This is a genomic window from Streptococcus sp. HMSC061E03 (genome assembly GCF_001813505.1).
Taxonomy (GTDB): Bacteria; Bacillota; Bacilli; order Lactobacillales; family Streptococcaceae; genus Streptococcus.
On the sequence record NZ_KV812784.1, the window covers coordinates 798,052 to 819,840 of the forward strand.

A 21,789-nucleotide genomic window follows, 5' to 3' on the forward strand; every position below is an offset into this window, starting at 1 on the left:
CCTTTTAATAATTAATAACTTGTTTGAAGCTGTGTTAATACAGCTTGGAAATCTGGAGGTAGTGGACTTTCTATGACCAACTCTTCCTCTAGAAATGGATGATAATAGGATAGACGATGACAATGAAGGGCTTGGCGCTCAATGCCGTCTTCTAAACTGCCGCCATAGAGATCATCTCCCAAGAGCGGAAAACCAATATGGGAAAAATGAACGCGGATCTGGTGGGTTCGACCTGTGTGTAACTGAATATCCACTAGGTGAATATCACCAAAAGATTGAACAACCTGGTAGCTAGTATGAGCATACTTGCCACCTTTAGCTACCTTGCGGGTGATAATTGAATCTTCATCACGCGCAATCGGAGCAATAATCTCTCCGACAGGGTCAAGCTTCCCAGATCCCTTGACCAAGGCATAATAGCGTTTTTGAATCGTTTTAGACTGCAATTGCTTATCTAATCGAGCATGAGCATAACCATGTTTGGCAAAGAGCATGACGCCACTAGTATCCTTATCCAAGCGAGTGACAATGTGAACCTGCTGGTTCTCGTAGCCCTGCTTCACATAGTAGCCTTTTACAAAATTTGCTAAGGTATTGGAATGAATCGCACTTGGAATAGAAGCAATCCCAAAGGGTTTGTTTAAGACCAAAAAATGATCATCTTCAAACAAAATATCCAAAGGCCGATCCATGGGTTTTAGGGTTTCAAACCCTTCTTCTGCCGGAATATCAATGACCAAGCGATCCCCAATATCCAACAAATAAATCGCATTCTCCGGACGTCCATTGACAAGGATCTGGCCACCACGAAACTTAATCTTTGCTAAGAGACCCTTAGAAACCTCATGCTTTTTCAGGAAGGTCTTGACCTTGACATGCTCATCGACAATGAATTCAAATCTCATTCTCTATCATCTCCGATAAAGGCATCCTTGACCCGATTCCAGAAACTGGTGTGACTGGAGCTTGCCACAAAATTAATCTTATGGTTGTCAATCTGATATTCTACTTTTGCAATATTGCGGTAAGAATAGGTTGAATTATCAACAGAGATAATGTGAAAGCCAGGTCTCGTCGGTGTAATCTCAATCTTATCCTTTTTAGGGACAATGACAGAAGAACCCAAGGTACGATAAACGCGGTTGTTGAGACTGGCGATCTCAGCAATCTGTAGCGCCTCAATAGTCGGGTGAAGGACTGCTCCTCCTAAGGATTTGTTGTAAGCCGTACTTCCTGTCGGAGTCGAAACGGTAATCCCGTCTCCTCTGAAGCGCTCAAAATCCACTCCATTAATCGTGAGATCGGCAACCATGGTCCGGTCGCTTCTCTTAATCGTTGCTTCGTTCAACGCTCTCATGGTACGGGTTTCCCCATTTTCGAAAGTAATCTTGACATTCAAAATAGGGTAAGAAACCTTAGCGCCTGTATCATATTTTAAATTCTCAATTAGCTTATCGATTTCACTGTCTAAGTAATCCGTATAGAATCCTAAGTGTCCGGTATGGACGCCAACAAATCGCACTCGATCCAACTGGTGTTCATACTTGTGAAAGGCCGATAGCAACATCCCATCGCCACCAATTGAAATCACAATATCCGGATGCTTCTCCGTCAAAATAAAATTATTTTTCCGAAGTTTGTAGCGCAATTGCTGAAAAACCTCTTCGCTTTGACGCTTGCGATTGCGAATAATGGATACTTTTTTACCTGTAGTCTTCATCTGTGTCATCACTATTTCCAACGCCATCATTTAACTTACGATGAAGTGGATCAAACAGGGCTTGAGCCTCCTGAATCGCATCCCGAATTGCCCCCATCTCTTCATCCAAGAGATAGGCCAGGTTTGCTGTCGTCTCTAAGCGTTTTTTGATCTCGTCTGGAAAGTCTCCTTTATATTTATAATTGAGCGAGTGTTCAATGGTTGCCCAAAAATTCATGGACAAGGTCCGAATTTGAATCTCTGCTAAGATCGTTTCATTTCCATCAATGGTATCGACCGGATACTCGACCACGACGTGGTAACTCCGGTAGCCACTTGATTTTTTGTGGCGGATGTAGTCTCGCTCTTGAACCACGCGCATATCCTGCCGTTGTCTCAGAACCTCTAGGATCTCATCCACATCGTCCACAAACTGGACCATGATGCGAAGGCCAGCAATATCTTGCATATCCTGAGCCAGATTTTCTTCAGAAATATTTCTTCGGATCATCTTTTCACGGATGCTCTCAATCGGCTTGACCCGACCTGTGACAAACTCAATTGGAGAATGCTTTTGCTGCTTACGATATTGCTTACGAATCCCACGCAGTTTGATTTTTAATTCCCCAACTGCTTGGATATATGGATCTAAGAAGTTTTCCCAATCAATTGCCATCCTACCACCTTGTAATCTGAACCATTTTTGTATACAATAAACACATCTCTTATTATATCATGAATCGCTTTCGAAAAAAAGCAAAGGACTACAAAATGAACCATTTAGAAATTGAATACAAAACCTTGCTAGACAAGGAGGAATACCAATCCCTCCTTCCACTTTTTGCTGATACAGAATTGGTTGTCCAAACCAATCACTATATCGATACCCCCGACCAGCTCATCCGTAAGGAAAAAATGGCCTTGCGGGTGCGTACTTTCACAGATCAAGCTGAGTTGACTCTCAAAGTCCCTGAAGCAGTTGGCCATTTTGAGTACAATCAAAACCTCAGCCCAGAAGAAACCGAGGCGATCCTTCAACACCAACAGTTTCCTGACGGAGAAATCAAAAACCTCTTAATCTCTAAAGAAATCTCTGTTGAGCAACTCGCTGTCTGGGGAAGCCTTACAACAGAACGATTCGAAAAAGAAACAGCTGCAGGATTGGTGGCACTAGACCACAGTCTCTATCTAGACACTGAAGATTATGAATTAGAAATCGAGGTCGAAACCGCTGAGCAGGAAGAAAATTTCCATCAGTTCATCAAAGAGCATGGAATCGTCTACAAAGCAGCAAAAAATAAAATCGCCAGATTGGCTGAAAGATTGTAAAATAGCTGAAATTATCGCAAATTTTTGCTAAAATAGTGCTAAGATCAAAAATCTAAATGAGGTTGGAATCACATGTCAGATAAAAAAAATATGAAGCTCTTCTCTCTCAATTCAAATCCAGAGATTGCGCAAAAAATCGCGGATCATGCTGGGGTTCCACTTGGGAAAATTTCATCCCGTCAATTCTCAGATGGTGAAATCCAAGTCAATATTGAGGAAAGTGTTCGTGGATATGATATTTATATCATTCAATCAACCAGTTTCCCTGTCAACAATCACTTGATGGAACTCTTAATTATGGTGGATGCTTGCCAACGGGCCAGCGCAAATACTGTCAATGTGGTCATGCCTTACTTCGGTTATGCTCGCCAAGACCGGACTGCTGCTCCTCGCGAACCAATTACTGCTAAGCTTGTCGCAAACATGTTGGTCAAAGCTGGGGTGGATCGCGTCGTCACACTGGATCTCCACGCTGTTCAGGTCCAAGGTTTCTTCGATATTGCCGTGGATAACCTCTTTACCATTCCACTCTTTGCAGAACACTACATTAATAAAGGTCTAACTGGTCCTGATGTTGTAGTCGTCAGTCCTAAAAACTCAGGTGTCAAACGGGCTCGTAGTTTAGCGGAATATCTTGATGCACCGATTGCCATCATTGATTACGAACAAGATGATGCAAACCGTGATTATGGCTATATTATCGGGGATGTCAAAGATAAGAAAGCAATCTTGATTGACGATATCCTCAATACCGGTAAGACATTCTCAGAAGCTGCGAAAATCGTCGAACGCGAAGGTGCTACTGAAATTTATGCTGTTTCAAGCCATGGTTTATTTGTAAAAGGCGCTGTTGAATTATTAGACCAAGCTCCGATCAAAGAAATCTTGGTAACCGATTCTGTTGCTCCAAATGGACCAACACCAAAAAATATTAACTATCTGACAGCTAGCGAACTGATCGCTGAAGCTATTGTTCGCATTCAAGAAAGAAAACCTGTTAGTCCTCTATTTGCCTACCACAAGAAATAAGGTCTTAATGTGATATATTTTGATAATGCCGCAACAACTCCCCTTCTACCTGAAGTCATTGATAAAATGTCTGCAACTATGAAGACCACTTTTGGAAATCCATCGAGCCTTCATGCTCATGGACGGATGGCTAGTAAACTCCTCCGAGAATCTCGCGAGCAGATTGCTCAGTCTCTCCATACTCTTCCAAATCGTATTTTCTTCACTTCAGGTGGATCAGAAAGTAATAATACCGTTATAAAAGGCTACTGCTTGAAACATCAAGCAGATGGCAAACACATCATTACGACCGCTTTGGAACACCATGCGGTTCTAGAACCCATCGAATATCTTGTAGAACGTTTCGGATTTGAAGTGACGATCGTCCAACCAAGAGATGGACGCATTCAGGCTCGTGATATCAAGGCGGCACTTAGACCGGATACCATTCTTGTCTCTACCATGTTTGCCAATAACGAGACAGGCGATCTTCTACCGATTAAAGAAATCGGAGAACTCTTAAAAGATCATCCAGCTGCCTTTCATGTTGATGCTGTACAAGCAATTGGAAAGGTCCCTGTCTATCCCGAAGAGTTGGGAATTGATTTTCTCAGTGCTTCTGCCCACAAATTCCACGGACCAAAGGGCGTCGGCTTCCTTTATGCGGCCACCCCAGATTTTGATAATCTCTTACATGGTGGGGATCAGGAAAATAAGATGAGAGCCAGCACGGAAAATCTTATTTCTATTGTCGGGATGGCAACCGCGCTTCAGCAAGCTACACTTCATCAAGAAGAAAATTTCCACCAGGTTCAAAAACTCGGCCAAGAGCTAGTCAATGGTTTAGCAGCCTACGACTACTACGTAAATGCGAATGAGGATCATCTTCCATTTGTTTGGAACCTTGGCTTTCCGGGTGTCCAAAATGACGTTTTACTGATGCGACTCGATCTTGCTGGAATTTCTGTCTCTACAGGTTCTGCTTGTACCGCTGGTACAGTTCAACCCAGCCATGTCCTTGAGGCGCTCTATGGAAAAGATAGCTCACGTCTAAAAGAATCCCTTCGAATTAGTTTTTCAGAACTCAATACCGTAGAGGAGGTTCAAGACTTCCTCTCAAAACTTAAAGAAATTTTATCATAGGAGAACAATATGGCTTTTGAAACAAGTGTTTCATTGAAAGACTGCAAATATACCTATAGTCTACACCCAAATGTAAAAAAATATACCTTACGTGATAATACATTTGCTGTTACAAAAGTTGGAAATTACGAGTTAAATCGTTTGCTCGAAGCCGTTCCAAATAGCGGCGAAGGCTTCTTACTTAAAATCATTTTCAATAAAGATTTGACAGGTTTTAAGATCAATATTACTGACAAGTCTGGACTTCGCCTGGTTAATATCTTTAAAAATCCAGAGAATGATATCATCCAACAAAAATTCTATTTCCTAATGGATAGTCTTGTCGAAAGAGAAATTTTCAACAAAACAGAGGTCTAATATGGTAACCTTAACTTATATCGACGCTTACCAAGTAGAACGAACGACTACTTATCCCGACCTTGCAGCCTGCATCCTAGCTTTTTCAGGCTGTGTAACCTTGCCTGACTCTTACTCAATCGTATCCATTGAATACAAGGGGGAAAAGCTCCCCTATACAGGGCGAGTCGATGGACTTTATGCTTTTTTGAAAAAGGTAGAACAAGCTGAAAACTAAGCTGATGCTGATGGAACTCTCCATCGCCATCAGCTTTTTCTTTAGACAAAAATATTTTTTAAAAACCGCTCTAGATAGTTGATTTTTTCACAATCTTCCTATACAATAAGAGGGAAAGGTTGTGATATTGTGAAACATGATAAAAATACTCCAATTCCACGCGCAACAGCAAAACGCTTATCGCTCTACTACCGAATTTTTAAACGCTTTAACTCTGAAAAAATAGAGCGCGCAAATTCCAAGCAAATTGCTGATGCAATTGGGATTGACTCTGCTACTGTTCGCCGAGATTTTTCTTATTTTGGTGAATTAGGAAGACGGGGATTTGGTTATGACGTAAATAAACTGATGAACTTCTTTGCCGATCTGTTAAATGACAATGCTATTACCAATGTCGCTATTGTGGGGATCGGAAATATGGGAAGTGCGCTTCTCAACTATCGCTTCCATGAACGCAATAAGATGAAAATTGTCATGGCGTTTGATCTAGACGATCATGAGCTGATCAATACCAAAAGTAAGGACGGAATTCCCATTTACGGTATTTCCACCATCAAAGAAAAGCTCAAACAAGAAGGCATTCAAACAGCCATCCTAACTGTTCCAAGCGTCAAAGCTCAAGAAGTGGCTAGCCTTTTGGTAGACGCTGGTGTCAAGGGAATTCTCAGTTTCTCACCAGTGCATCTGACAGTCCCTAAAGATGTCGTCGTCCAATATGTCGATCTCACCAGTGAATTGCAAACACTCCTTTATTTCATGCGAAAAAACGAAGAATAAAGACTTATACATTAACAAGAAAAGAGGCTGGGACAAAAGTCCTAGCCTCTCTATTGTTTTTGGATTGTCGAGCAAGACGCAGTTGTTGAGTGGGCTCTAATACGCTGATTTCATCAGCTTATACAGGCCTACTCAACTGTGCGGAGGTGGAACGACGAAATCGAATTCTAACGAATGACCGATTTCTGTCCCACTCTCTTTTTTATGCCAAATAATCGGTTTCTTCACGGTAACTATAATAGTTTTCTTCAGATACAATCAAGTGATCCAATAGGGTTAAGCCCATCACTTCACAGGCCTCTAAAACTCGATGCGTTACTTCATCATCGTTTTTACTGGGAAATACGGCACCAGATGGATGATTGTGCGCCAAGATGATAGAGGTTGCCATGTGCTTTAGTGCATAATGCAGGATTTCACGTGGCTCCGCAATACTTCGATTCACGGTTCCAATAAAAATGGTCTGCTGATGAATAATTTCATTCTGCGTATTTAAATAGAGGGCAACCAGGTGCTCCTGTTTCTTATGGCCGATTTCCTGTTGAATTTTATGGGCCAATTTCTGACTGCTCATGATCTGTTCAGAACTCATCAATTCATCTTTATGAATCCTTCGTCCAAACTCAATCACAGCCTGAAGTTCGATGGCCTTCACCCGGCCAATACCTGAGATTTCCTGTAGCTCCTCTAGGGTTAATTGACTTAACTCCTTTAAACTATTAACCGAACTCAAAAGAACTTGTGCAATCTCATAAACGCTTTTTTTCTTATTGCCTGTCCGTAAGAGAATGGATAGCAATTCTTGATGACTCAGCTTATCTACCCCTTCAGAAACCAAACGTTCTCTAGGAAGCAAAGATGGTTCAATAAATGATATGTCGTACATAATTTCCTCCTCACTTATTAATTCGTAATAAATAGAGAAAACGACGACCTTGCATTATTTACAGGTGATTTCTTCCTTCAAATCATCTAAAACTAAGACTTCATCTTTATTAAAGCGGATCTGGTAACCTGTTTGAACTTGTTCAAGCTCTTTTAAAAACTGTTGAATTTCACAGCGAATCAAGTACTCCTGGCTCTGAGGAATGGCCTCTAAAGCTTGGTAGACCTGCTCTACTTCGTAGATTCCTTTCGTAATTAAACCATTTCGTGGAAAATCATTTACTAAGAGATTGTAGAAATGATGTAAGAGATGATAAATTCGCTCTTTTGTCACTATTCTACCTCCTTATCATACTCTTTCTCCTCTATTATATACTGATTTTCCCTTAATATTATGACAAGTTCCTTACATTATATTACCAATCTCTTACAATTTTACAAGAATTTCTCCTAGCTTCCTACATAGAAAAAGCCCAGACATTTCTGTCTCGGGCTTTATTTTCTTATAGTTGCATTTGATTATAAGACTTGCTGAATGAATCCAGGATGTCTTTTGGAGCCTTGTCATAGTCAACAGAGGTTTCCAAATTTCCTTTTACAATCGTACGGTAAGTCGCTGCAGCATCCTCACAGGTCACCAAGGTGATCTCATTAACGCCTTCACGATCTTGAATGACATCTACACGGTCTGGAGTCACTGTCTCAACAGACGAGATGACATAAGTATAGATTTTTTCTTTGTCCGTGATGTAGATCTTCATACCCGCCTTGGCTTTCTCTAATGGTGAGAATAACATGGCATTAGCTCCAGTTAGGCCAAATACGTGGTGACTAGCAAGAGAATAATTGCCTTGTCCCATGACTTGGTTTTCCTTCATGGTCCCTGCTCCGTAGTAGAGGGCTACATTTTCAAGCCCCTTAAAGATCGGAAGGTTCATGTTTAATTCAGGAATCGAAATTCCCCCAATTACTGGTAGTTTTTGAGCTTGCCATTGGGCATTGATGACGGCTTCCGTCGAAAGTGACTGGACATGTTGGAAATCAAAGCTCGTCTTCACTTCTTTATTCTTATCAATGGTTTTTTTATCGACCTTGCTAACCTGATATTGGTTGGTATGCCAAACCATAATCATGTTTCGGATCGGAGCATTGAAAATCAAGAGAAGCGAGAGAATAATCAAAAGTGTTGCAACGATGTTGATAAGAGTATTGCGTAAACTCTTTTTCTTTTTTCTTTTGCGTGACATGCTGTCCCCTTATCTATTCGTTTTCTTCCACTACTTCTTCATCTTTTTCATCGGGTTGGACTGTTGTAAAGGTCACAATTTTCGCATCCTGATCCAGTCTCATGACTTTCACACCCTGAGTTGAACGACCCGTTTGAGAGATATTCCCAACACTTGTGCGGATCATGACACCGGTATCGGTAATGATCATCAGATCTTCATCACCTTTAATGGTTAAAAGACCAGCCAATGGACCATTTTTCTCTGTAATATTGGCAGTTTTAATCCCTTTACCGCCACGGCCCTTAGTTGGGTACTCGCTAGCCATTGTGCGCTTACCATAGCCTTTTTCAGTAATAATCAATACTTCATCTTGATCGGTAACGACACTAGCTCCAACAACCTTGTCTCCTTCACGGAGATTCACACCACGTACACCAGTGGCAGAACGTCCCATATTGCGGACTACAGCCTCATTAAAGCGGACAGAATAACCGTACTTGGTACCGATAATAACATCAGCATTACCATCTGTAAGGAAAACATTGATCAATTCATCCTCATCACGCAGATTCAGAGCTTTGAGACCGTTCTGTCGAATATTTGAAAATTCAGCTACATTGGTCCTCTTGACCAATCCTTGTCGCGTCGTAAAGAAGAGATAAGCTTCGTCACTGCGGTCTTGCTCCACATTGATGATGGTCTGAATCGATTCACCTTCGTCTAATTTTAAGAGATTGACGATTGGCAATCCTTTGGCTGTCCGACCATATTCTGGAATCTCATAGCCTTTTAGACGGTAAACACGCCCCTTATTGGTAAAGAAGAGCAAATGATCATGAGTGCTCGTAGATACCAGTTCACGGACAAAATCATCATCTTTCACACCAGTTCCTTGAACCCCACGTCCACCACGTTTTTGCACAGTAAATTCTGCTTGGTCCAAACGTTTGATGTAGCCTTTGTTAGAAAGGGTGATCAAGACATCTGTTTCTTCAATCAAGTCCTCATCTTCAAGAGAAAGGACTTCACCAACCATCAACTCAGTCCGACGAGCATCTCCAAACTTGCGCTTGACTTCTTCCAATTCTTCCTTGATAATAGTAGCTACACGCTCTGGTTTCGCTAAAATATCAGCTAAATCAGCAATCAAGGCAACCAAATCATCGTATTCACTTTGGATCTTGTCTCGTTCCAAACCGGTCAAACGACGAAGACGCATGTCCAAAATGGCTTGACTTTGACGTTCAGAAAGCTTGAACTTCGCCATCAATTCAGCCTGTGCTTCAGCATCTGTCTGGCTATTGCGGATGATCCGGATCACTTCATCGATGTGATCCAAAGCAATGAGCAAACCTTCTAAAATATGGGCACGTGCTTCCGCTTTTTCTTTATCAAAGATGGTCCGGCGAGTCACCACTTCTTTCTGGTGCTCAATATAAGCCCCTAAAATTTGGCGAAGAGAAAGAATCTTTGGAACACCACTTTGGATCGCCAACATATTGAATCCAAAATTGGTTTGCATTTGCGTCATCTTAAAGAGGTTGTTCAAAATAACGTTAGCCGAAGCATCTCGGCGGACCTCAATGACAAAACGAACCCCTTCACGGTTTGATTCATCACGTACAGCTGTAATCCCTTCGATCCGTTTTTCTTGCACCAAGCGAACGATGTGCTCGTGAACCTTGGTTTTATTGACCATATAAGGGAACTCAGTGACAACAATCCGTTCACGGCCACTCTTGGTCACTTCAATCTCTGTACGAGAACGAAGAACGATCGAGCCTTTCCCTGTTTCATAGGCTTTGTGAATACCTGATTTCCCCATGACCAAAGCACCTGTCGGGAAATCTGGACCAGGAAGAACTTCCATAAGTTCACGGGTCGTCACCTCAGGATTATCCATCATCAGCTTCACTGCGTCAATGGTTTCTCCCAGATTGTGAGGAGGAATATTTGTAGCCATCCCAACAGCAATCCCAGTAGCACCATTGACGAGAAGGTTAGGGAAACGTGCAGGTAAGACCAAAGGTTCGCGCTCACTGGCATCATAGTTATCAACGAAATCAACTGTATTTTTATTGATATCCCGCAACATTTCAAGAGCAATCTTACTCATACGGGCTTCTGTATACCGTTGTGCAGCGGCACCATCACCGTCCATAGAACCAAAGTTCCCATGGCCGTCCACTAGCATATAGCGATAGCTCCACCATTGCGCCATCCGAACCATGGCTTCATAAATAGAGGAATCCCCGTGTGGGTGGTATTTACCCATAACATCCCCTGTGATACGGGCTGACTTCTTATGTGGTTTATCTGGCGTAACACCCAATTCATTCATACCATACAAAATACGACGGTGAACGGGTTTTAAACCATCCCGAACATCAGGTAGGGCACGAGCTACGATAACACTCATGGCATAATCGATAAAACTCGTCTTCATTTCTGATGTTAAATTCACATCAATTAGATTATTATCCTGCATTCAAAAAATGCCTCTCTTTACTTAATTCACCATACTATTATAACACATTTTAACCTATTTTTCTTCTTAGGAACACAAACGTAAAAACGTTTACATCAAGGATTCATACTGTTTCAGATGACAAAGACTTTCAAAAGTGGTAGAATGAAGTCGTATGAGAATCTATCTCAAAAAAAAATGAAGGAGACGTTTAGACTCATGGATTTGACTAAACAACACAAAAAAGTTATCCTTGTCGGTGACGGTGCCGTAGGTTCATCTTATGCATTTGCACTTGTCAACCAAGGAATTGCACAAGAGCTTGGAATTATCGAAATTCCTCAATTGCACGAAAAAGCTGTCGGAGATGCGCTTGACCTTAGCCACGCCCTTGCCTTCACTTCACCTAAGAAGATCTATGCGGCTGAGTACGCTGACTGTGCGGATGCTGACCTTGTTGTAATTACTGCAGGTGCTCCTCAAAAACCAGGTGAAACTCGCCTTGATCTTGTTGGTAAAAACCTTGCCATTAACAAATCAATCGTAACACAAGTTATTGAATCAGGATTTAACGGTATCTTCCTTGTAGCTGCTAACCCAGTTGACGTTTTGACATACTCTACATGGAAATTCTCAGGATTCCCTAAAGAACGCGTTATCGGTTCTGGTACTTCTCTTGACTCAGCTCGTTTCCGTCAAGCACTTGCTGAAAAATTGGACGTTGATGCTCGTTCAGTGCACGCCTACATCATGGGTGAACATGGAGACTCAGAATTCGCTGTATGGTCACACGCTAACATCGCTGGTGTAAACCTTGAAGAATTCCTTAAAGACACTCAAAACGTTCAAGAAACTGAATTGATCGAATTGTTCGAAGGTGTTCGTGATGCTGCTTACACCATCATCAATAAAAAAGGTGCTACATACTACGGTATCGCTGTTGCCCTTGCTCGTATCACTAAAGCAATCCTTGATGATGAAAATGCAGTACTTCCACTTTCTGTATTCCAAGAAGGTCAATATGGTGTTAGCAACGTCTTTATCGGTCAACCTGCCATCGTAGGTGCACACGGTATTGTACGTCCAGTGAACATCCCATTGAACGATGCAGAACAACAAAAAATGAAAGCTTCTGCTGATGAATTGCAAGCAATCATTGATGAAGCATGGAAAAACCCTGAATTCCAAGAAGCTTCTAAAAACTAAGAAAAAAACATCTCCTTATTAAAAGGGGATGTTTTTTAGCTGCTTTATTTGGATTTGTCAGCAAGGATTTCAAGCAAATAAGGCACAACGAGATTGCTCTCTATGTCTTTCAAAGAAGAAATCCATTTAAAGTCTGTATGCTCTTCTGGATCTAATATAAAATCACGCTCTTCCAAAATCTCGCCAGCATAAACTAGGCGTGTAAAGACAGTATCTTTGCTGGCATCAAATTGACTATCTTCGTGGACAATCTTATTAATCCGAAGCTTTTGATTAACCTCCTCAATAGCCTCACGTAGAGCAGCCTCTCTGGGCAATTCATTCTCTTCTACACTTCCACCTGGAATATCCCAATAAGATGGATAGACATTAGGGAGACCTCGCTTTATTTTCGAGCGTTTGATAAGCAGATACTTCCCGTCTTTCTCAATCAAGGTATGGGCGATTAATTTTACTGTCATTGCATGTTCCTCCAAGAAAGAGCAAAAAAGACTCCGAGGAGCCTCGTTATGAATTATCCACCCTGAGGGAATCGAACCCCCATCTCAAGAACCGGAATCTTACGTGATATCCATTACACTAAGGGTGGCAACTGTTATAGTATATCAAATTCTCGAGAATTTTACAAGTAAAAAAAGCTTACCGAGAGGTAAGCTTTTTGAATATTACAATTCGATATCGCCAAACAAGTCAGCCATTGAGAATCCAGTTTGAGTTTCTGGAAGATCAAAGTCGCGTTTTTCTTGTTTTGGACGACGTGGGCGAGATTGACGTTTTTCTTGTTTTTCGCCTTCTTCTTGAGCTGGACGTTCTTCAAGAGCTTTGATAGAAAGTGATACACGTTCATCTGCAGCATTTACTTCAAGAACTTTAACAGTTACTTCTTGTCCAACTTTAAGAACATCTTTTGGATTTTCAACACGTTTGTGTGAAATTTGTGAGATGTGTACAAGTCCGTCGATACCTGGCAATACTTCAACGAATGCACCGAAGTCAGTCAAACGTTTAACAATTCCTTCGATCACATCACCAGCAGCCAATTTTTGTTCTACGCCATCCCAAGGTCCAGGTGTTGTAGCTTTCAATGAAAGTGATACACGACCTTCTTCTTCGTTCAAGTCAAGAACTTTCACTTGGATTTCTTCACCAACAGTTACAACTGATTTAGGTGATACGTTGCGTTCGTGTGACAATTCTGTCAAGTGAACCAATCCATCAACACCACCAAGGTCGATGAAAGCACCGAAGCTTGTGATACGTGCAACTTTACCAGTTACGACATCACCAACGTTCAATTTACCAAATACTTCTGCGCGTGCTGCAGCTGATTCAGCTTCAACAACTTCACGACGTGAAAGGATAAAGCGGTTTTCTTTTGGATCTACTTCTTTGATTTTAGCATCAAATTCTTGACCTACGAAACGTTCAGTGTTACGTACAAAACGAGTATCAAGCATTGAAGCTGGAATAAATCCACGAAGTCCTTCAAATTCTACTGAAAGTCCGCCCTTAACAGCGCGAGTTCCTTTAACAGTAACAACTTCTTCTTCACGTCCGACCAATTTGTCCCATGCTTTGCGAGCTTCCAAACGTTTTTTAGATACAAGGTAAGTTACTGTATCAGTATCTTTACCAACTACTTGACGAAGAACAAGCAATTCAAGTGTTTCACCTGGTTTTACCAAGTCGTTGATGTCAGCATCACGATCGTTTGTCAATTCGCGAAGAGTCAAGACACCTTCGACACCAGTTCCAGCGATTGCAACGTTAGCTTGGTTCGCGTCAACTGTCAATACTTCAGCAGTAACAACGTCACCTGGTTCAACTTGGCTAACACTGTTTAGCAAATCTTCAAATTCATTCATCTAAAAAATCCTCCAACAATCAAGTTTTCTAAAACTTGACATACTTATAATTATTTTTCCTAAGCAAGCACTCGCAATGAGATCAACTACAATCTTTAACGACTCATCCTATAAAGAAATAAAATACCTGGATAGATATTTTATCACTTATCTGATATTACCTAAGAACTGGGGTAGCTGGATTCGAACCAACGCATGAGGGAGTCAAAGTCCCTTGCCTTACCGCTTGGCTATACCCCAAAAAGAGCGCTGACATCAGTCACTTTATCATCGTCACAATGAACGCTAATGGAGAGAGAGGGATTCGAACCCCCGAACCCGAAGGAGCGGATTTACAGTCCGCCGCGTTTAGCCTCTTCGCTATCTCTCCATATAAATCAACAGGATCTATTATACCATTGATTTATTATGATTGCAAGCCCTTATTTATTCAAATTATAATTTTCTATTAAAATTTCAACGGCTTTTTCAAGTTTTTTGTAAAGAGAATCCACATTGCCATTTTTGATAATGGCAAATTGCCCAGCCATGTCTGCAATTTCACCAATCGTTTTCTTTCCAATGGACAAAGTGAATCCATCAAAAGTGTCTTTTCCGACGGTTACTTTACTATCAACGATTTGAATCTCAATTTTCTTATCTTTTTTACTCATTTCAACCCTCTTTTCACTTTTTCTATTTTACAAAAATTCTCTTGATGACGCAAGAGAAAAGGGAGTGGGTCAGAAAGAATTTAGTTAGAAATTCCTTCTTTAGCCCACCCCCGCAAGAGTCATTCGTCACCCTTCTATTCCTAAAAACGAATGAAGAGAAACATTAGCTACTACGTCCTTCGTTAAGACTCGTTCTCATTGAAGCCTGGACACTTTTATCTCAGATGCTTTCGGTTTAATCGACTTTGAAAATCCATCCTTCTGGTGCTTCGACATCACCAAATTGGATACCGGTCAACTCGTCATAAAGCTTCCGTGTGACAGGACCTACTTCTGTTTCAGAATAGAAGACATGGAAGTCATCACCGTGTTGAACGCCTCCGATCGGAGAGATGACAGCTGCGGTACCACAAGCTCCTGCTTCTACAAAGCGATCCAAATCATTGATAAAGACATCCCCTTCAATTGGTGTCATACCAAGACGGTGTTCTGCCAAGTAAAGCAAAGAGTACTTGGTGATCGATGGCAAAATAGAAGGACTCAATGGCGTCACAAATTCGTTATTAGCAGTGATACCAAAGAAGTTTGCAGAACCAACTTCTTCAATCTTGGTGTGAGTCGCTGGATCGAGGTAAATCACGTCAGAGAAGTTACGATCATGCGCAATCTTACCTGGCAACATACTAGCTGCGTAGTTCCCACCAACTTTAGCAGCCCCTGTACCATGTGGTGCAGCACGGTCATACTCATCTTGAATCAAGAAGTTCGTTGGAACCAAACCACCTTTAAAGTAGTTACCGACAGGCATTGCAAAGATAGTAAAGATATACTCATCTGCTGGTTTTACGCCAATAATATCTCCAATACCGATCAAAAGAGGACGAAGGTAAAGGGTAGCTCCTGTACCATACGGTGGAACATACTCTTCATTGGCTTTTACCACTGCCTTACAAGCATCCACAAACATATCCGTTGGAACTTGAGGCATCAACAACCGATCTGCCGTGCGTTGCAAACGTTTAGCATTTTGATCTGGACGGAACAATTGGACGCTTCCATCTTTTGTACGGTAAGCTTTCAACCCTTCAAAGGCTTGCTGACCGTAATGCAAACTTGGAGAAGATTCGGACAAATGCAAGGTCGCATCTTCTGTCAATTCTCCTTTTTCCCAAGCTCCATTGCGATAATGTGCCAAATAACGATAGGGTAATTTCATATATGAAAAGCCAAGGTTTTCCCAATCAAGTGATACTGTCATGATAGTGCTCCTTTTAATTTTTTCTATTCCTTGTCGATCTGATGCAGGTCGATTCAGTTTCTCAATCTATGTACACTATTGTACACCATTTCATGAGAATTTCAAGCGAAATTTTCAATTTTCAGAAAATTTATTTTCAAAGAAAGTCAGTCCTAGAATGGACCGACGCTTTCTTTTATTTGATGGTAGCTGAAAAAACTTCTTGATCCGAAATGGTATCGTTGACAAAGGATCCATTGCTTGTTCTTTCAGAAATGCTTAATTGTGTTAAATCAATTTCTGTTACCTGACCTGTTGTAGAAATGATCTGAAGAATTTGATCTTGTTCTGCCACTTCTTCTTGGCTCGTAAAGAGATCAAAATCTCCCTGGTCAGTGAAGACTGGACCTGCCTTGAAGACACGATGTGGTTTATTTTTCAACTCACGCAAAACCTGTAGTCCCCGTTTAGCCCGACTGGTCACAGGAATATCGTCTTGTAACATCCGTTTGAGACTGCCTCGTTGAGTCAAAATGTACATGCTTGGAGTTGTCGACTTAAAGGCGGCAGCAACTTGATCTCCGTCTTTGAGGTTAATGGCTTTGACCCCTGCTGCTTTGGCTCCTACGACAGGGACCTCCTCAACATTGAAGCGCAACCCATACCCATTTTTAGTAATGATCATGATATCTTCAAGAACAACTGGCGCAACTGCTACGATACGGTCGTCTTGGTCTTTTAGCTTAGCATATTTAGTCGATTTAGAACGATAAGTCCGCCATGGGCTTAATTCCTTGCGTTCAAAGCGCTTGATTTGTCCTTGTTGAGTTGCTGCAAAGTAGGTTACTCCCTCAAACTGATCCACAATCTCCGCAAAGAGAATTTCTTCCTCTTGCTCGAAATTGGTCAAGGTCTGACTGAGGTGCTCTCCGATATCCTTCCACTTGGTATCTGTCAATTCATGAATTGGTCGATAAATGGCATTCCCCAAGTTGGTAAAGAGTAAGAGATGCTGAGTGGTCTTAGCAGGCTCTACGAAAATCAACTCGTCATCGTCTCGCTTACCGACTTCTTCCAATGTTGAGGCATTGAAAGAACGAGGCGAGGTCCGTTTGATATATCCAGCACGGGTTACGCTGACAAAGGTTTCCTCTTCAACAATGAGACTGGCTGTATCGATCTCGATCGTTTTAGCCGTGTCTTGCAATTCACTGCGACGCGGATTCCCAAAGAGCTTCTTGACTTCACGCAACTCCTTCTTCATGAGGTTGAACATGGTCCGTTCATCCCCAATGATGGCAGCCAAGGTCGCGATTTGCTCCTTGAGACTGGCATGCTCTTCTTCCAAGGTGACGATATCCGTATTGGTCAAACGATACAATTGCAAGGTCACAATAGCTTCTGCTTGTTCTTCCGTGAAATCGTAGCTGACCTTGAGGTTTTCCTTAGCATCTGCCTTATTATCAGAAGCACGGATCAAAGCGATAACTTCATCGAGGATGGAAATGACGCGGATCAAACCCTCTACGATGTGGAGCCGTCGTTCTGCCTTTTCCTTATCAAAGCGCGAGCGAGCGACAATGATATCCCGACGGTGAGCAATGTAGCTAGAGAGAATCGGTACAATCCCCACTTGACGTGGTGTGTAGTTATCAATCGCCACCATATTGAAGTTATAGTTGACCTGCAAGTCTGTATACTTGAACAAGTAGTTCAAGATCAAATCTGCATTGGCATCTTTTTTGAGCTCAATGGCAATACGAAGACCATCTCGGTCAGACTCATCCCGGACTTCTGCGATACCGGCAACCTTGTTGCTAACACGAACATCGTCAATCTTCTTGACCAAGACAGCTTTATTGATCTCATAAGGGATCTCGGTAACCACGATTTGCTGCTTACCGCCTTTTAGCTGCTCGATCTCAGTTTTAGAGCGGACAACCACCCGGCCCTTACCTGTTTCATAGGCTTTCTTGATCTCATCCCGGCCTTGGATAATGGCACCAGTCGGGAAATCAGGTCCAGGTAAAAACTCCATGAGTTTGTCTACCTTGGCAGATGGATGGTCGATCATATAGACCACGGCATCAATGACTTCAGCAAGGTTGTGTGGCGGAATATCTGTCGCGTAACCAGCTGAAATTCCTGTAGCTCCATTGACCAAGAGATTTGGAAAAGCGGCAGGTAAAACAGTTGGCTCTTTTTCTGTATCATCAAAGTTCCAGGCAAATGGCACTGTGTTCTTTTCGATATCTTGAAGAAGATAACCCGCAATTTCAGACAAACGTGCTTCAGTATAACGCATGGCTGCCGGTGGATCCCCATCCATGGAACCATTGTTCCCGTGCATTTCTACAAGGATCTCGCGGTTCTTCCAGTCCTGAGACATGCGGACCATGGCATCATAGATAGAAGAATCCCCATGAGGGTGGAAATTCCCCATGATATTTCCGACAGACTTGGCAGACTTGCGGTAGCCCTTGTCATGGGTATTGCCATCCTTATTCATAGAATAAAGAATCCGTCGTTGAACTGGTTTCAAGCCATCCCGAATATCAGGAAGAGCCCGTTCTTGAATAATGTATTTGGAGTAGCGACCAAAGCGCTCCCCCATGATGTCCTCTAAAGACATATTTTGAATATTACTCATATAGGGTACAACACCCGAAAGATGCAAAGGAAAATAGAAAATTTATCTATTTCACACAGCACTTAGGGCGTGTTCAACTCCTTTCAAAGAATGTTGAGTAGATTTTTTAGAAAAAGGAATTCAGTCACACCAAGTAACCAAAGGATCCTTTTTTTAGTTTAAAATAGATTCAATAATGATTAGAAAGTTTCTCTTTAGCATAAGAAATCATTTTCTCTGCAACTTCCATATCGTAAGTAACCCCCATCTTTTGAGCCAGAATTTGAGCTTCTCGATTGAATAGCCCCATGGTAGCAAATAAAGACTGAGTGATTTTATCGAAACTAGATAAATCAAGCAAAGCTGAGAACTCCTTCTCTTTCTCAGCTGGTAGATACTGGAAGAGGTACTTGTAGTTCTTTCCGATATCAATTGCTCCCCTATCGCTTGTCACCTGCCAAGCTAAGACCTTGAGGTATTCTTGCTGACAAATGCCATAGAGGTGGTCGGTCGCATAGATAAGCTGATTTCTTCGAATGGCCTTTACGACATATGCCGATACCCACCAAAATTCATTGCAGGCGGCTGCAAATCCCTCTTCAGTAGGCGGAGCGGTCCAATAGCGCTTCGGACTAGAAATGTAAGAGTCAAACAAACCTTTGTCATCTTTTATAACTTCAAAATTTGCTTCGCTGTCCACCCACTCTTGGATATACTCCTTGGGACAGAGGGTCAAATCGATACGATTGCCGTCTTCAAAGAGCATGAGATACAGACGACGATGTCCCAGTTGGTTGTGCTGTTCGATGAGTCGGTTTCCGTACTGATCCAACCAGGATAAATCTGAAATCAGGTCTTCTAGATCATCAACGATATAGACCACATCATAATCTTGAAACTCGTCTTTGGGTGCCCGAGGATTGGCTCGTGAACCGGATAAGGCCACTGCTTCCACTTGCAAGGACTCAGCTATCTGCAAAATCAGATTCATCAGTTCATTTTCAGTTCTCATGTCGATTCCTTACCATTTCTACATCCCAGCTTATTTACTTTATACTAGAAAGTGATTAAAATACTGTATTTTCTTCTAAGGTAAACTTAACGTTATCTTCAATCCATTGGCGACGTGGTGCAGCCTTATCGCCCATAAGGACGGAAACACGGCGTTCTGCACGCGCTAAATCATCAATGGTGACACGGATCAGGGTGCGGGTTTCTGGGTTCATGGTGGTTTCCCAAAGCTGGTCCGCATTCATCTCCCCCAACCCTTTGTAACGTTGGAGGGTTGCTCCACGACCAAAGGTCCGACGCAACTCTTCTAATTCGCTATCTGTCCATGCATAGGCTACTTCTTCTTTCTTGCCTTTGCCCTTAGACATCTTATAAAGAGGAGGAAGGGCAATGTAGACATGTCCTGCTTCTACCAAAGGGCGCATATAGCGATAGAAGAAAGTTAAGAGGAGGGTTTGAATGTGGGCCCCATCCGTATCCGCATCGGTCATGATGATGATCTTATCATAGTTAGCATCTTCCACTGAGAAATCTGCCCCAACACCAGCACCGATGGTGTAAATCATGGTGTTGATTTCCTCGTTCTTGAGGATATCACTCATATTGGCCTTCTCAGTATTAAGAACCTTCCCACGAAGTGGAAGAATCGCTTGGAACTTCCGGTCCCGTCCTTGTTTGGCAGAACCGCCGGCTGAGTCTCCTTCGACTAGATAGAGTTCGTTTTTCTTAGGATTTTTAGACTGGGCAGGTGTCAATTTACCAGACAAAAGTCCCTTGTCCTTTTTGCTCTTCTTGCCATTTCGACTTTCATCCCGCGCTTTTCGAGCGGCTTCACGCGCATCCCGGGCCTTTATAGCCTTACGAATCAGATTAGAAGCCAACTCCCCATTTTCCATGAGGAAGAAGGTCAATTTATCAGAAACAATGCTATCGACAACTGGACGAGCCAAGGGACTTCCTAATTTGTCTTTGGTTTGCCCTTCGAATTGCAAATGGGCTTCTGGAACCAAGATCGAAAGAACAGCAGACAAACCTTCGCGGTAGTCTGATCCCTCTAGGTTCTTGTCTTTTTCTTTGAGAAGACCCGTCTTTCTTGCATAGTCGTTCATGGCCTTGGTAATGGCTGTCTTAAGACCTGTCTCATGGGTTCCCCCATCTTTGGTACGGACATTATTAACGAAGGACAAGATATTATCTGAGTAACCATCATTGTATTGCATGGCCACTTCTACCTGAAAACCATCTGATTCGCCACTAAAGTAGAGAACAGGTGTCAAAGTTTCCTTATCTTCGTTCAAGTACTCTACAAAATCTTGGACACCATTTTCATAATGAAAGGCCACATGGTTGTCTTCTTCCTTGCGGAGGTCGGTCAGCGTCAGCGTCACGTCCTTAAGCAAGAAGGCTGATTCTTTGATCCGCTCAGCAATGGTATTAAATTTGAAATCCGTCGTTGAAAAGATGGTTGGATCTGGCATGAAGGTGACCTTGGTCCCTGTCTTAGACTTGGGAGCAGAGCCAATCTTTTCGAGGGTTGTAACTGGTTTTCCCCCATCTTCAAAACGTTGCTTGTAGACAGCTCCATCACGCGTAATTTCTACCTCTAGCCAGCTAGAAAGGGCATTGACGACAGAAGATCCCACTCCATGAAGACCTCCAGATGTCTTATAGCCTCCTTGGCCAAACTTCCCTCCGGCGTGGAGGACCGTAAAGATCACCTCAACGGTTGGTTTGCCCATAGCATGCATCCCGGTCGGCATTCCACGTCCCTGGTCTTCTACCGATAGAGAACCATCTTTATTAATCGTTACATCGATTTGTGATCCAAAGCCAGACAAGGCTTCATCGACCGCATTATCCACGATCTCCCAGACCATGTGATGTAAGCCATTTCCGTCGGTCGATCCGATATACATCCCTGGACGTTTACGGACCGCATCCAACCCTTCTAGTACCTGAATGGCATCGTCATTATAATTATTAATATTGATTTCCTTTTTTGCCACAAGGAACCTCCTGTTTGTTCATCTTTTCTATATTACAGTTTTTTAGGAAATTTTGCAAAATTTTTTCTCTT

21 protein-coding genes and 3 tRNA genes are annotated in these 21,789 nt (G+C 42.3%); 7 read left to right on the forward strand and 17 right to left on the reverse strand.

What is annotated here, in order from left to right; translation table 11 throughout:
• Positions 1–11 precede the first annotated feature (11 nt).
• Genes HMPREF2917_RS03985 through HMPREF2917_RS03995 form a run of 3 tightly spaced genes read right to left on the reverse strand, consistent with a single transcriptional unit; the run spans position 12 to position 2,375 of the window.
• Positions 12–905, reverse strand: coding sequence for an RluA family pseudouridine synthase (locus tag HMPREF2917_RS03985; protein WP_003007192.1), 894 nt, complete (start codon positions 903–905; stop codon positions 12–14).
• A complete protein-coding gene (locus HMPREF2917_RS03990) occupies positions 902–1,720 on the reverse strand; it encodes an NAD kinase (protein ID WP_305366783.1) in 819 nt (272 codons plus the stop codon). The genes HMPREF2917_RS03985 and HMPREF2917_RS03990 overlap by 4 nt, the downstream gene beginning before the upstream one ends.
• Positions 1,704–2,375: a GTP diphosphokinase gene (locus HMPREF2917_RS03995; RefSeq protein ID WP_003003504.1), complete on the reverse strand. Its 672-nt coding sequence runs from the start codon at positions 2,373–2,375 to the stop codon at positions 1,704–1,706. The genes HMPREF2917_RS03990 and HMPREF2917_RS03995 overlap by 17 nt, the downstream gene beginning before the upstream one ends.
• 95 nt (positions 2,376–2,470) lie before the next feature.
• Between HMPREF2917_RS03995 and HMPREF2917_RS04000 the strand changes: the two genes are divergently transcribed.
• The 6 genes from HMPREF2917_RS04000 (at position 2,471) to HMPREF2917_RS04025 (ending at position 6,530) form a co-directional block, all read left to right on the forward strand.
• Positions 2,471–3,028 (forward strand): CYTH domain-containing protein, encoded by a 558-nt coding sequence (locus tag HMPREF2917_RS04000; RefSeq protein WP_049472499.1) that lies wholly within the window; start codon positions 2,471–2,473, stop codon positions 3,026–3,028.
• 72 nt (positions 3,029–3,100) lie between these two features.
• Positions 3,101–4,057, forward strand: a complete 957-nt coding sequence (locus tag HMPREF2917_RS04005) for a ribose-phosphate diphosphokinase (RefSeq protein ID WP_003007186.1) — start codon at positions 3,101–3,103, stop codon at positions 4,055–4,057.
• A gap of 9 nt (positions 4,058–4,066) precedes the next feature.
• On the forward strand, positions 4,067–5,179 hold the full coding sequence (locus HMPREF2917_RS04010; protein ID WP_070589056.1) for a cysteine desulfurase family protein: 1,113 nt from the start codon (positions 4,067–4,069) through the stop codon (positions 5,177–5,179).
• 9 nt (positions 5,180–5,188) lie between these two features.
• Positions 5,189–5,536 carry a DUF1831 domain-containing protein gene (locus HMPREF2917_RS04015; RefSeq protein WP_003015156.1) on the forward strand — a complete coding sequence of 116 codons (348 nt, stop codon included), beginning with the start codon at positions 5,189–5,191 and terminating at the stop codon, positions 5,534–5,536.
• A gap of 1 nt (position 5,537) precedes the next feature.
• Entirely contained in the window at positions 5,538–5,753 is a 216-nt protein-coding gene (locus tag HMPREF2917_RS04020; RefSeq protein ID WP_049490891.1) for a DUF4649 family protein, read from the forward strand.
• Positions 5,754–5,882: 129 nt separating this feature from the next.
• Entirely contained in the window at positions 5,883–6,530 is a 648-nt protein-coding gene (locus tag HMPREF2917_RS04025; protein ID WP_049515428.1) for a redox-sensing transcriptional repressor Rex, read from the forward strand.
• Between the two features lie 202 nt (positions 6,531–6,732).
• Here HMPREF2917_RS04025 and radC read toward each other — a convergent pair whose 3' ends face one another.
• The 4 genes from radC to gyrA all read right to left on the reverse strand — a co-directional run bounded on the left by radC (position 6,733) and on the right by gyrA (position 11,132).
• On the reverse strand, positions 6,733–7,416 hold the full coding sequence (gene radC / locus HMPREF2917_RS04030; RefSeq protein WP_070589058.1) for a RadC family protein: 684 nt from the start codon (positions 7,414–7,416) through the stop codon (positions 6,733–6,735).
• A 54-nt stretch (positions 7,417–7,470) separates the two neighbouring features.
• Positions 7,471–7,749, reverse strand: coding sequence for a porphobilinogen deaminase (locus tag HMPREF2917_RS04035; RefSeq protein WP_070589062.1), 279 nt, complete (start codon positions 7,747–7,749; stop codon positions 7,471–7,473).
• 169 nt (positions 7,750–7,918) lie between these two features.
• Entirely contained in the window at positions 7,919–8,662 is a 744-nt protein-coding gene (locus tag HMPREF2917_RS04040) for a class A sortase (protein ID WP_014713268.1), read from the reverse strand.
• A gap of 13 nt (positions 8,663–8,675) precedes the next feature.
• Positions 8,676–11,132: a DNA gyrase subunit A gene (gene gyrA, locus HMPREF2917_RS04045; RefSeq protein WP_070589064.1), complete on the reverse strand. Its 2,457-nt coding sequence runs from the start codon at positions 11,130–11,132 to the stop codon at positions 8,676–8,678.
• 198 nt (positions 11,133–11,330) lie between these two features.
• Here gyrA and HMPREF2917_RS04050 point away from each other — a divergent pair, with 198 nt between their 5' ends.
• The gene (locus HMPREF2917_RS04050; RefSeq protein ID WP_021153137.1) at positions 11,331–12,317 is read left to right on the forward strand and encodes an L-lactate dehydrogenase; all 987 of its coding nucleotides are present in this window, start codon (positions 11,331–11,333) and stop codon (positions 12,315–12,317) included.
• A 44-nt stretch (positions 12,318–12,361) separates the two neighbouring features.
• Here the strand turns inward: HMPREF2917_RS04050 and HMPREF2917_RS04055 are convergent, their stop codons facing one another.
• The 10 genes from HMPREF2917_RS04055 to parE all read right to left on the reverse strand — a co-directional run bounded on the left by HMPREF2917_RS04055 (position 12,362) and on the right by parE (position 21,718).
• Entirely contained in the window at positions 12,362–12,778 is a 417-nt protein-coding gene (locus HMPREF2917_RS04055) for an NUDIX hydrolase (RefSeq protein ID WP_070589066.1), read from the reverse strand.
• A gap of 56 nt (positions 12,779–12,834) precedes the next feature.
• A tRNA-Arg gene (locus HMPREF2917_RS04060) sits at positions 12,835–12,906 on the reverse strand.
• Positions 12,907–12,982: 76 nt separating this feature from the next.
• A complete protein-coding gene (gene rpsA / locus HMPREF2917_RS04065) occupies positions 12,983–14,182 on the reverse strand; it encodes a 30S ribosomal protein S1 (RefSeq protein ID WP_070589068.1) in 1,200 nt (399 codons plus the stop codon).
• 168 nt (positions 14,183–14,350) lie between these two features.
• Positions 14,351–14,422 (reverse strand) — tRNA-Gln (locus tag HMPREF2917_RS04070).
• Between the two features lie 49 nt (positions 14,423–14,471).
• A tRNA-Tyr gene (locus HMPREF2917_RS04075) sits at positions 14,472–14,552 on the reverse strand.
• A 52-nt stretch (positions 14,553–14,604) separates the two neighbouring features.
• Positions 14,605–14,835, reverse strand: a complete 231-nt coding sequence (locus tag HMPREF2917_RS04080; protein ID WP_003003589.1) for a DUF2969 domain-containing protein — start codon at positions 14,833–14,835, stop codon at positions 14,605–14,607.
• A 235-nt stretch (positions 14,836–15,070) separates the two neighbouring features.
• The gene (locus HMPREF2917_RS04085; RefSeq protein WP_070589070.1) at positions 15,071–16,093 is read right to left on the reverse strand and encodes a branched-chain amino acid aminotransferase; all 1,023 of its coding nucleotides are present in this window, start codon (positions 16,091–16,093) and stop codon (positions 15,071–15,073) included.
• Positions 16,094–16,268: 175 nt separating this feature from the next.
• A complete protein-coding gene (gene parC / locus HMPREF2917_RS04090; RefSeq protein ID WP_070589072.1) occupies positions 16,269–18,722 on the reverse strand; it encodes a DNA topoisomerase IV subunit A in 2,454 nt (817 codons plus the stop codon).
• A gap of 169 nt (positions 18,723–18,891) precedes the next feature.
• Positions 18,892–19,713, reverse strand: coding sequence for an aminoglycoside 6-adenylyltransferase (locus HMPREF2917_RS04095; RefSeq protein WP_070589073.1), 822 nt, complete (start codon positions 19,711–19,713; stop codon positions 18,892–18,894).
• 55 nt (positions 19,714–19,768) lie between these two features.
• Entirely contained in the window at positions 19,769–21,718 is a 1,950-nt protein-coding gene (gene parE / locus HMPREF2917_RS04100; protein ID WP_003007156.1) for a DNA topoisomerase IV subunit B, read from the reverse strand.
• Between the last annotated feature and the right edge of the window lie 71 nt (positions 21,719–21,789).

What these genes read in the sequence shown, in the direction of transcription:
- HMPREF2917_RS03985 (WP_003007192.1), bottom strand. Translation starts at nt 905, where the DNA reads ATGAGATTTGAATTCATTGTCGATGAGCATGTCAAGGTCAAGACCTTC.
- HMPREF2917_RS03990 (WP_305366783.1), bottom strand. Translation starts at nt 1,720, where the DNA reads ATGAAGACTACAGGTAAAAAAGTATCCATTATTCGCAATCGCAAGCGT.
- HMPREF2917_RS03995 (WP_003003504.1), bottom strand. Translation starts at nt 2,375, where the DNA reads ATGGCAATTGATTGGGAAAACTTCTTAGATCCATATATCCAAGCAGTT.
- HMPREF2917_RS04000 (WP_049472499.1), top strand. Translation starts at nt 2,471, where the DNA reads ATGAACCATTTAGAAATTGAATACAAAACCTTGCTAGACAAGGAGGAA.
- HMPREF2917_RS04005 (WP_003007186.1), top strand. Translation starts at nt 3,101, where the DNA reads ATGTCAGATAAAAAAAATATGAAGCTCTTCTCTCTCAATTCAAATCCA.
- HMPREF2917_RS04015 (WP_003015156.1), top strand. Translation starts at nt 5,189, where the DNA reads ATGGCTTTTGAAACAAGTGTTTCATTGAAAGACTGCAAATATACCTAT.
- HMPREF2917_RS04020 (WP_049490891.1), top strand. Translation starts at nt 5,538, where the DNA reads ATGGTAACCTTAACTTATATCGACGCTTACCAAGTAGAACGAACGACT.
- radC (WP_070589058.1), bottom strand. Translation starts at nt 7,416, where the DNA reads ATGTACGACATATCATTTATTGAACCATCTTTGCTTCCTAGAGAACGT.
- HMPREF2917_RS04040 (WP_014713268.1), bottom strand. Translation starts at nt 8,662, where the DNA reads ATGTCACGCAAAAGAAAAAAGAAAAAGAGTTTACGCAATACTCTTATC.
- gyrA (WP_070589064.1), bottom strand. Translation starts at nt 11,132, where the DNA reads ATGCAGGATAATAATCTAATTGATGTGAATTTAACATCAGAAATGAAG.
- HMPREF2917_RS04050 (WP_021153137.1), top strand. Translation starts at nt 11,331, where the DNA reads ATGGATTTGACTAAACAACACAAAAAAGTTATCCTTGTCGGTGACGGT.
- HMPREF2917_RS04055 (WP_070589066.1), bottom strand. Translation starts at nt 12,778, where the DNA reads ATGACAGTAAAATTAATCGCCCATACCTTGATTGAGAAAGACGGGAAG.
- rpsA (WP_070589068.1), bottom strand. Translation starts at nt 14,182, where the DNA reads ATGAATGAATTTGAAGATTTGCTAAACAGTGTTAGCCAAGTTGAACCA.
- HMPREF2917_RS04080 (WP_003003589.1), bottom strand. Translation starts at nt 14,835, where the DNA reads ATGAGTAAAAAAGATAAGAAAATTGAGATTCAAATCGTTGATAGTAAA.
- HMPREF2917_RS04085 (WP_070589070.1), bottom strand. Translation starts at nt 16,093, where the DNA reads ATGACAGTATCACTTGATTGGGAAAACCTTGGCTTTTCATATATGAAA.
- parC (WP_070589072.1), bottom strand. Translation starts at nt 18,722, where the DNA reads ATGAGTAATATTCAAAATATGTCTTTAGAGGACATCATGGGGGAGCGC.
- HMPREF2917_RS04095 (WP_070589073.1), bottom strand. Translation starts at nt 19,713, where the DNA reads ATGAGAACTGAAAATGAACTGATGAATCTGATTTTGCAGATAGCTGAG.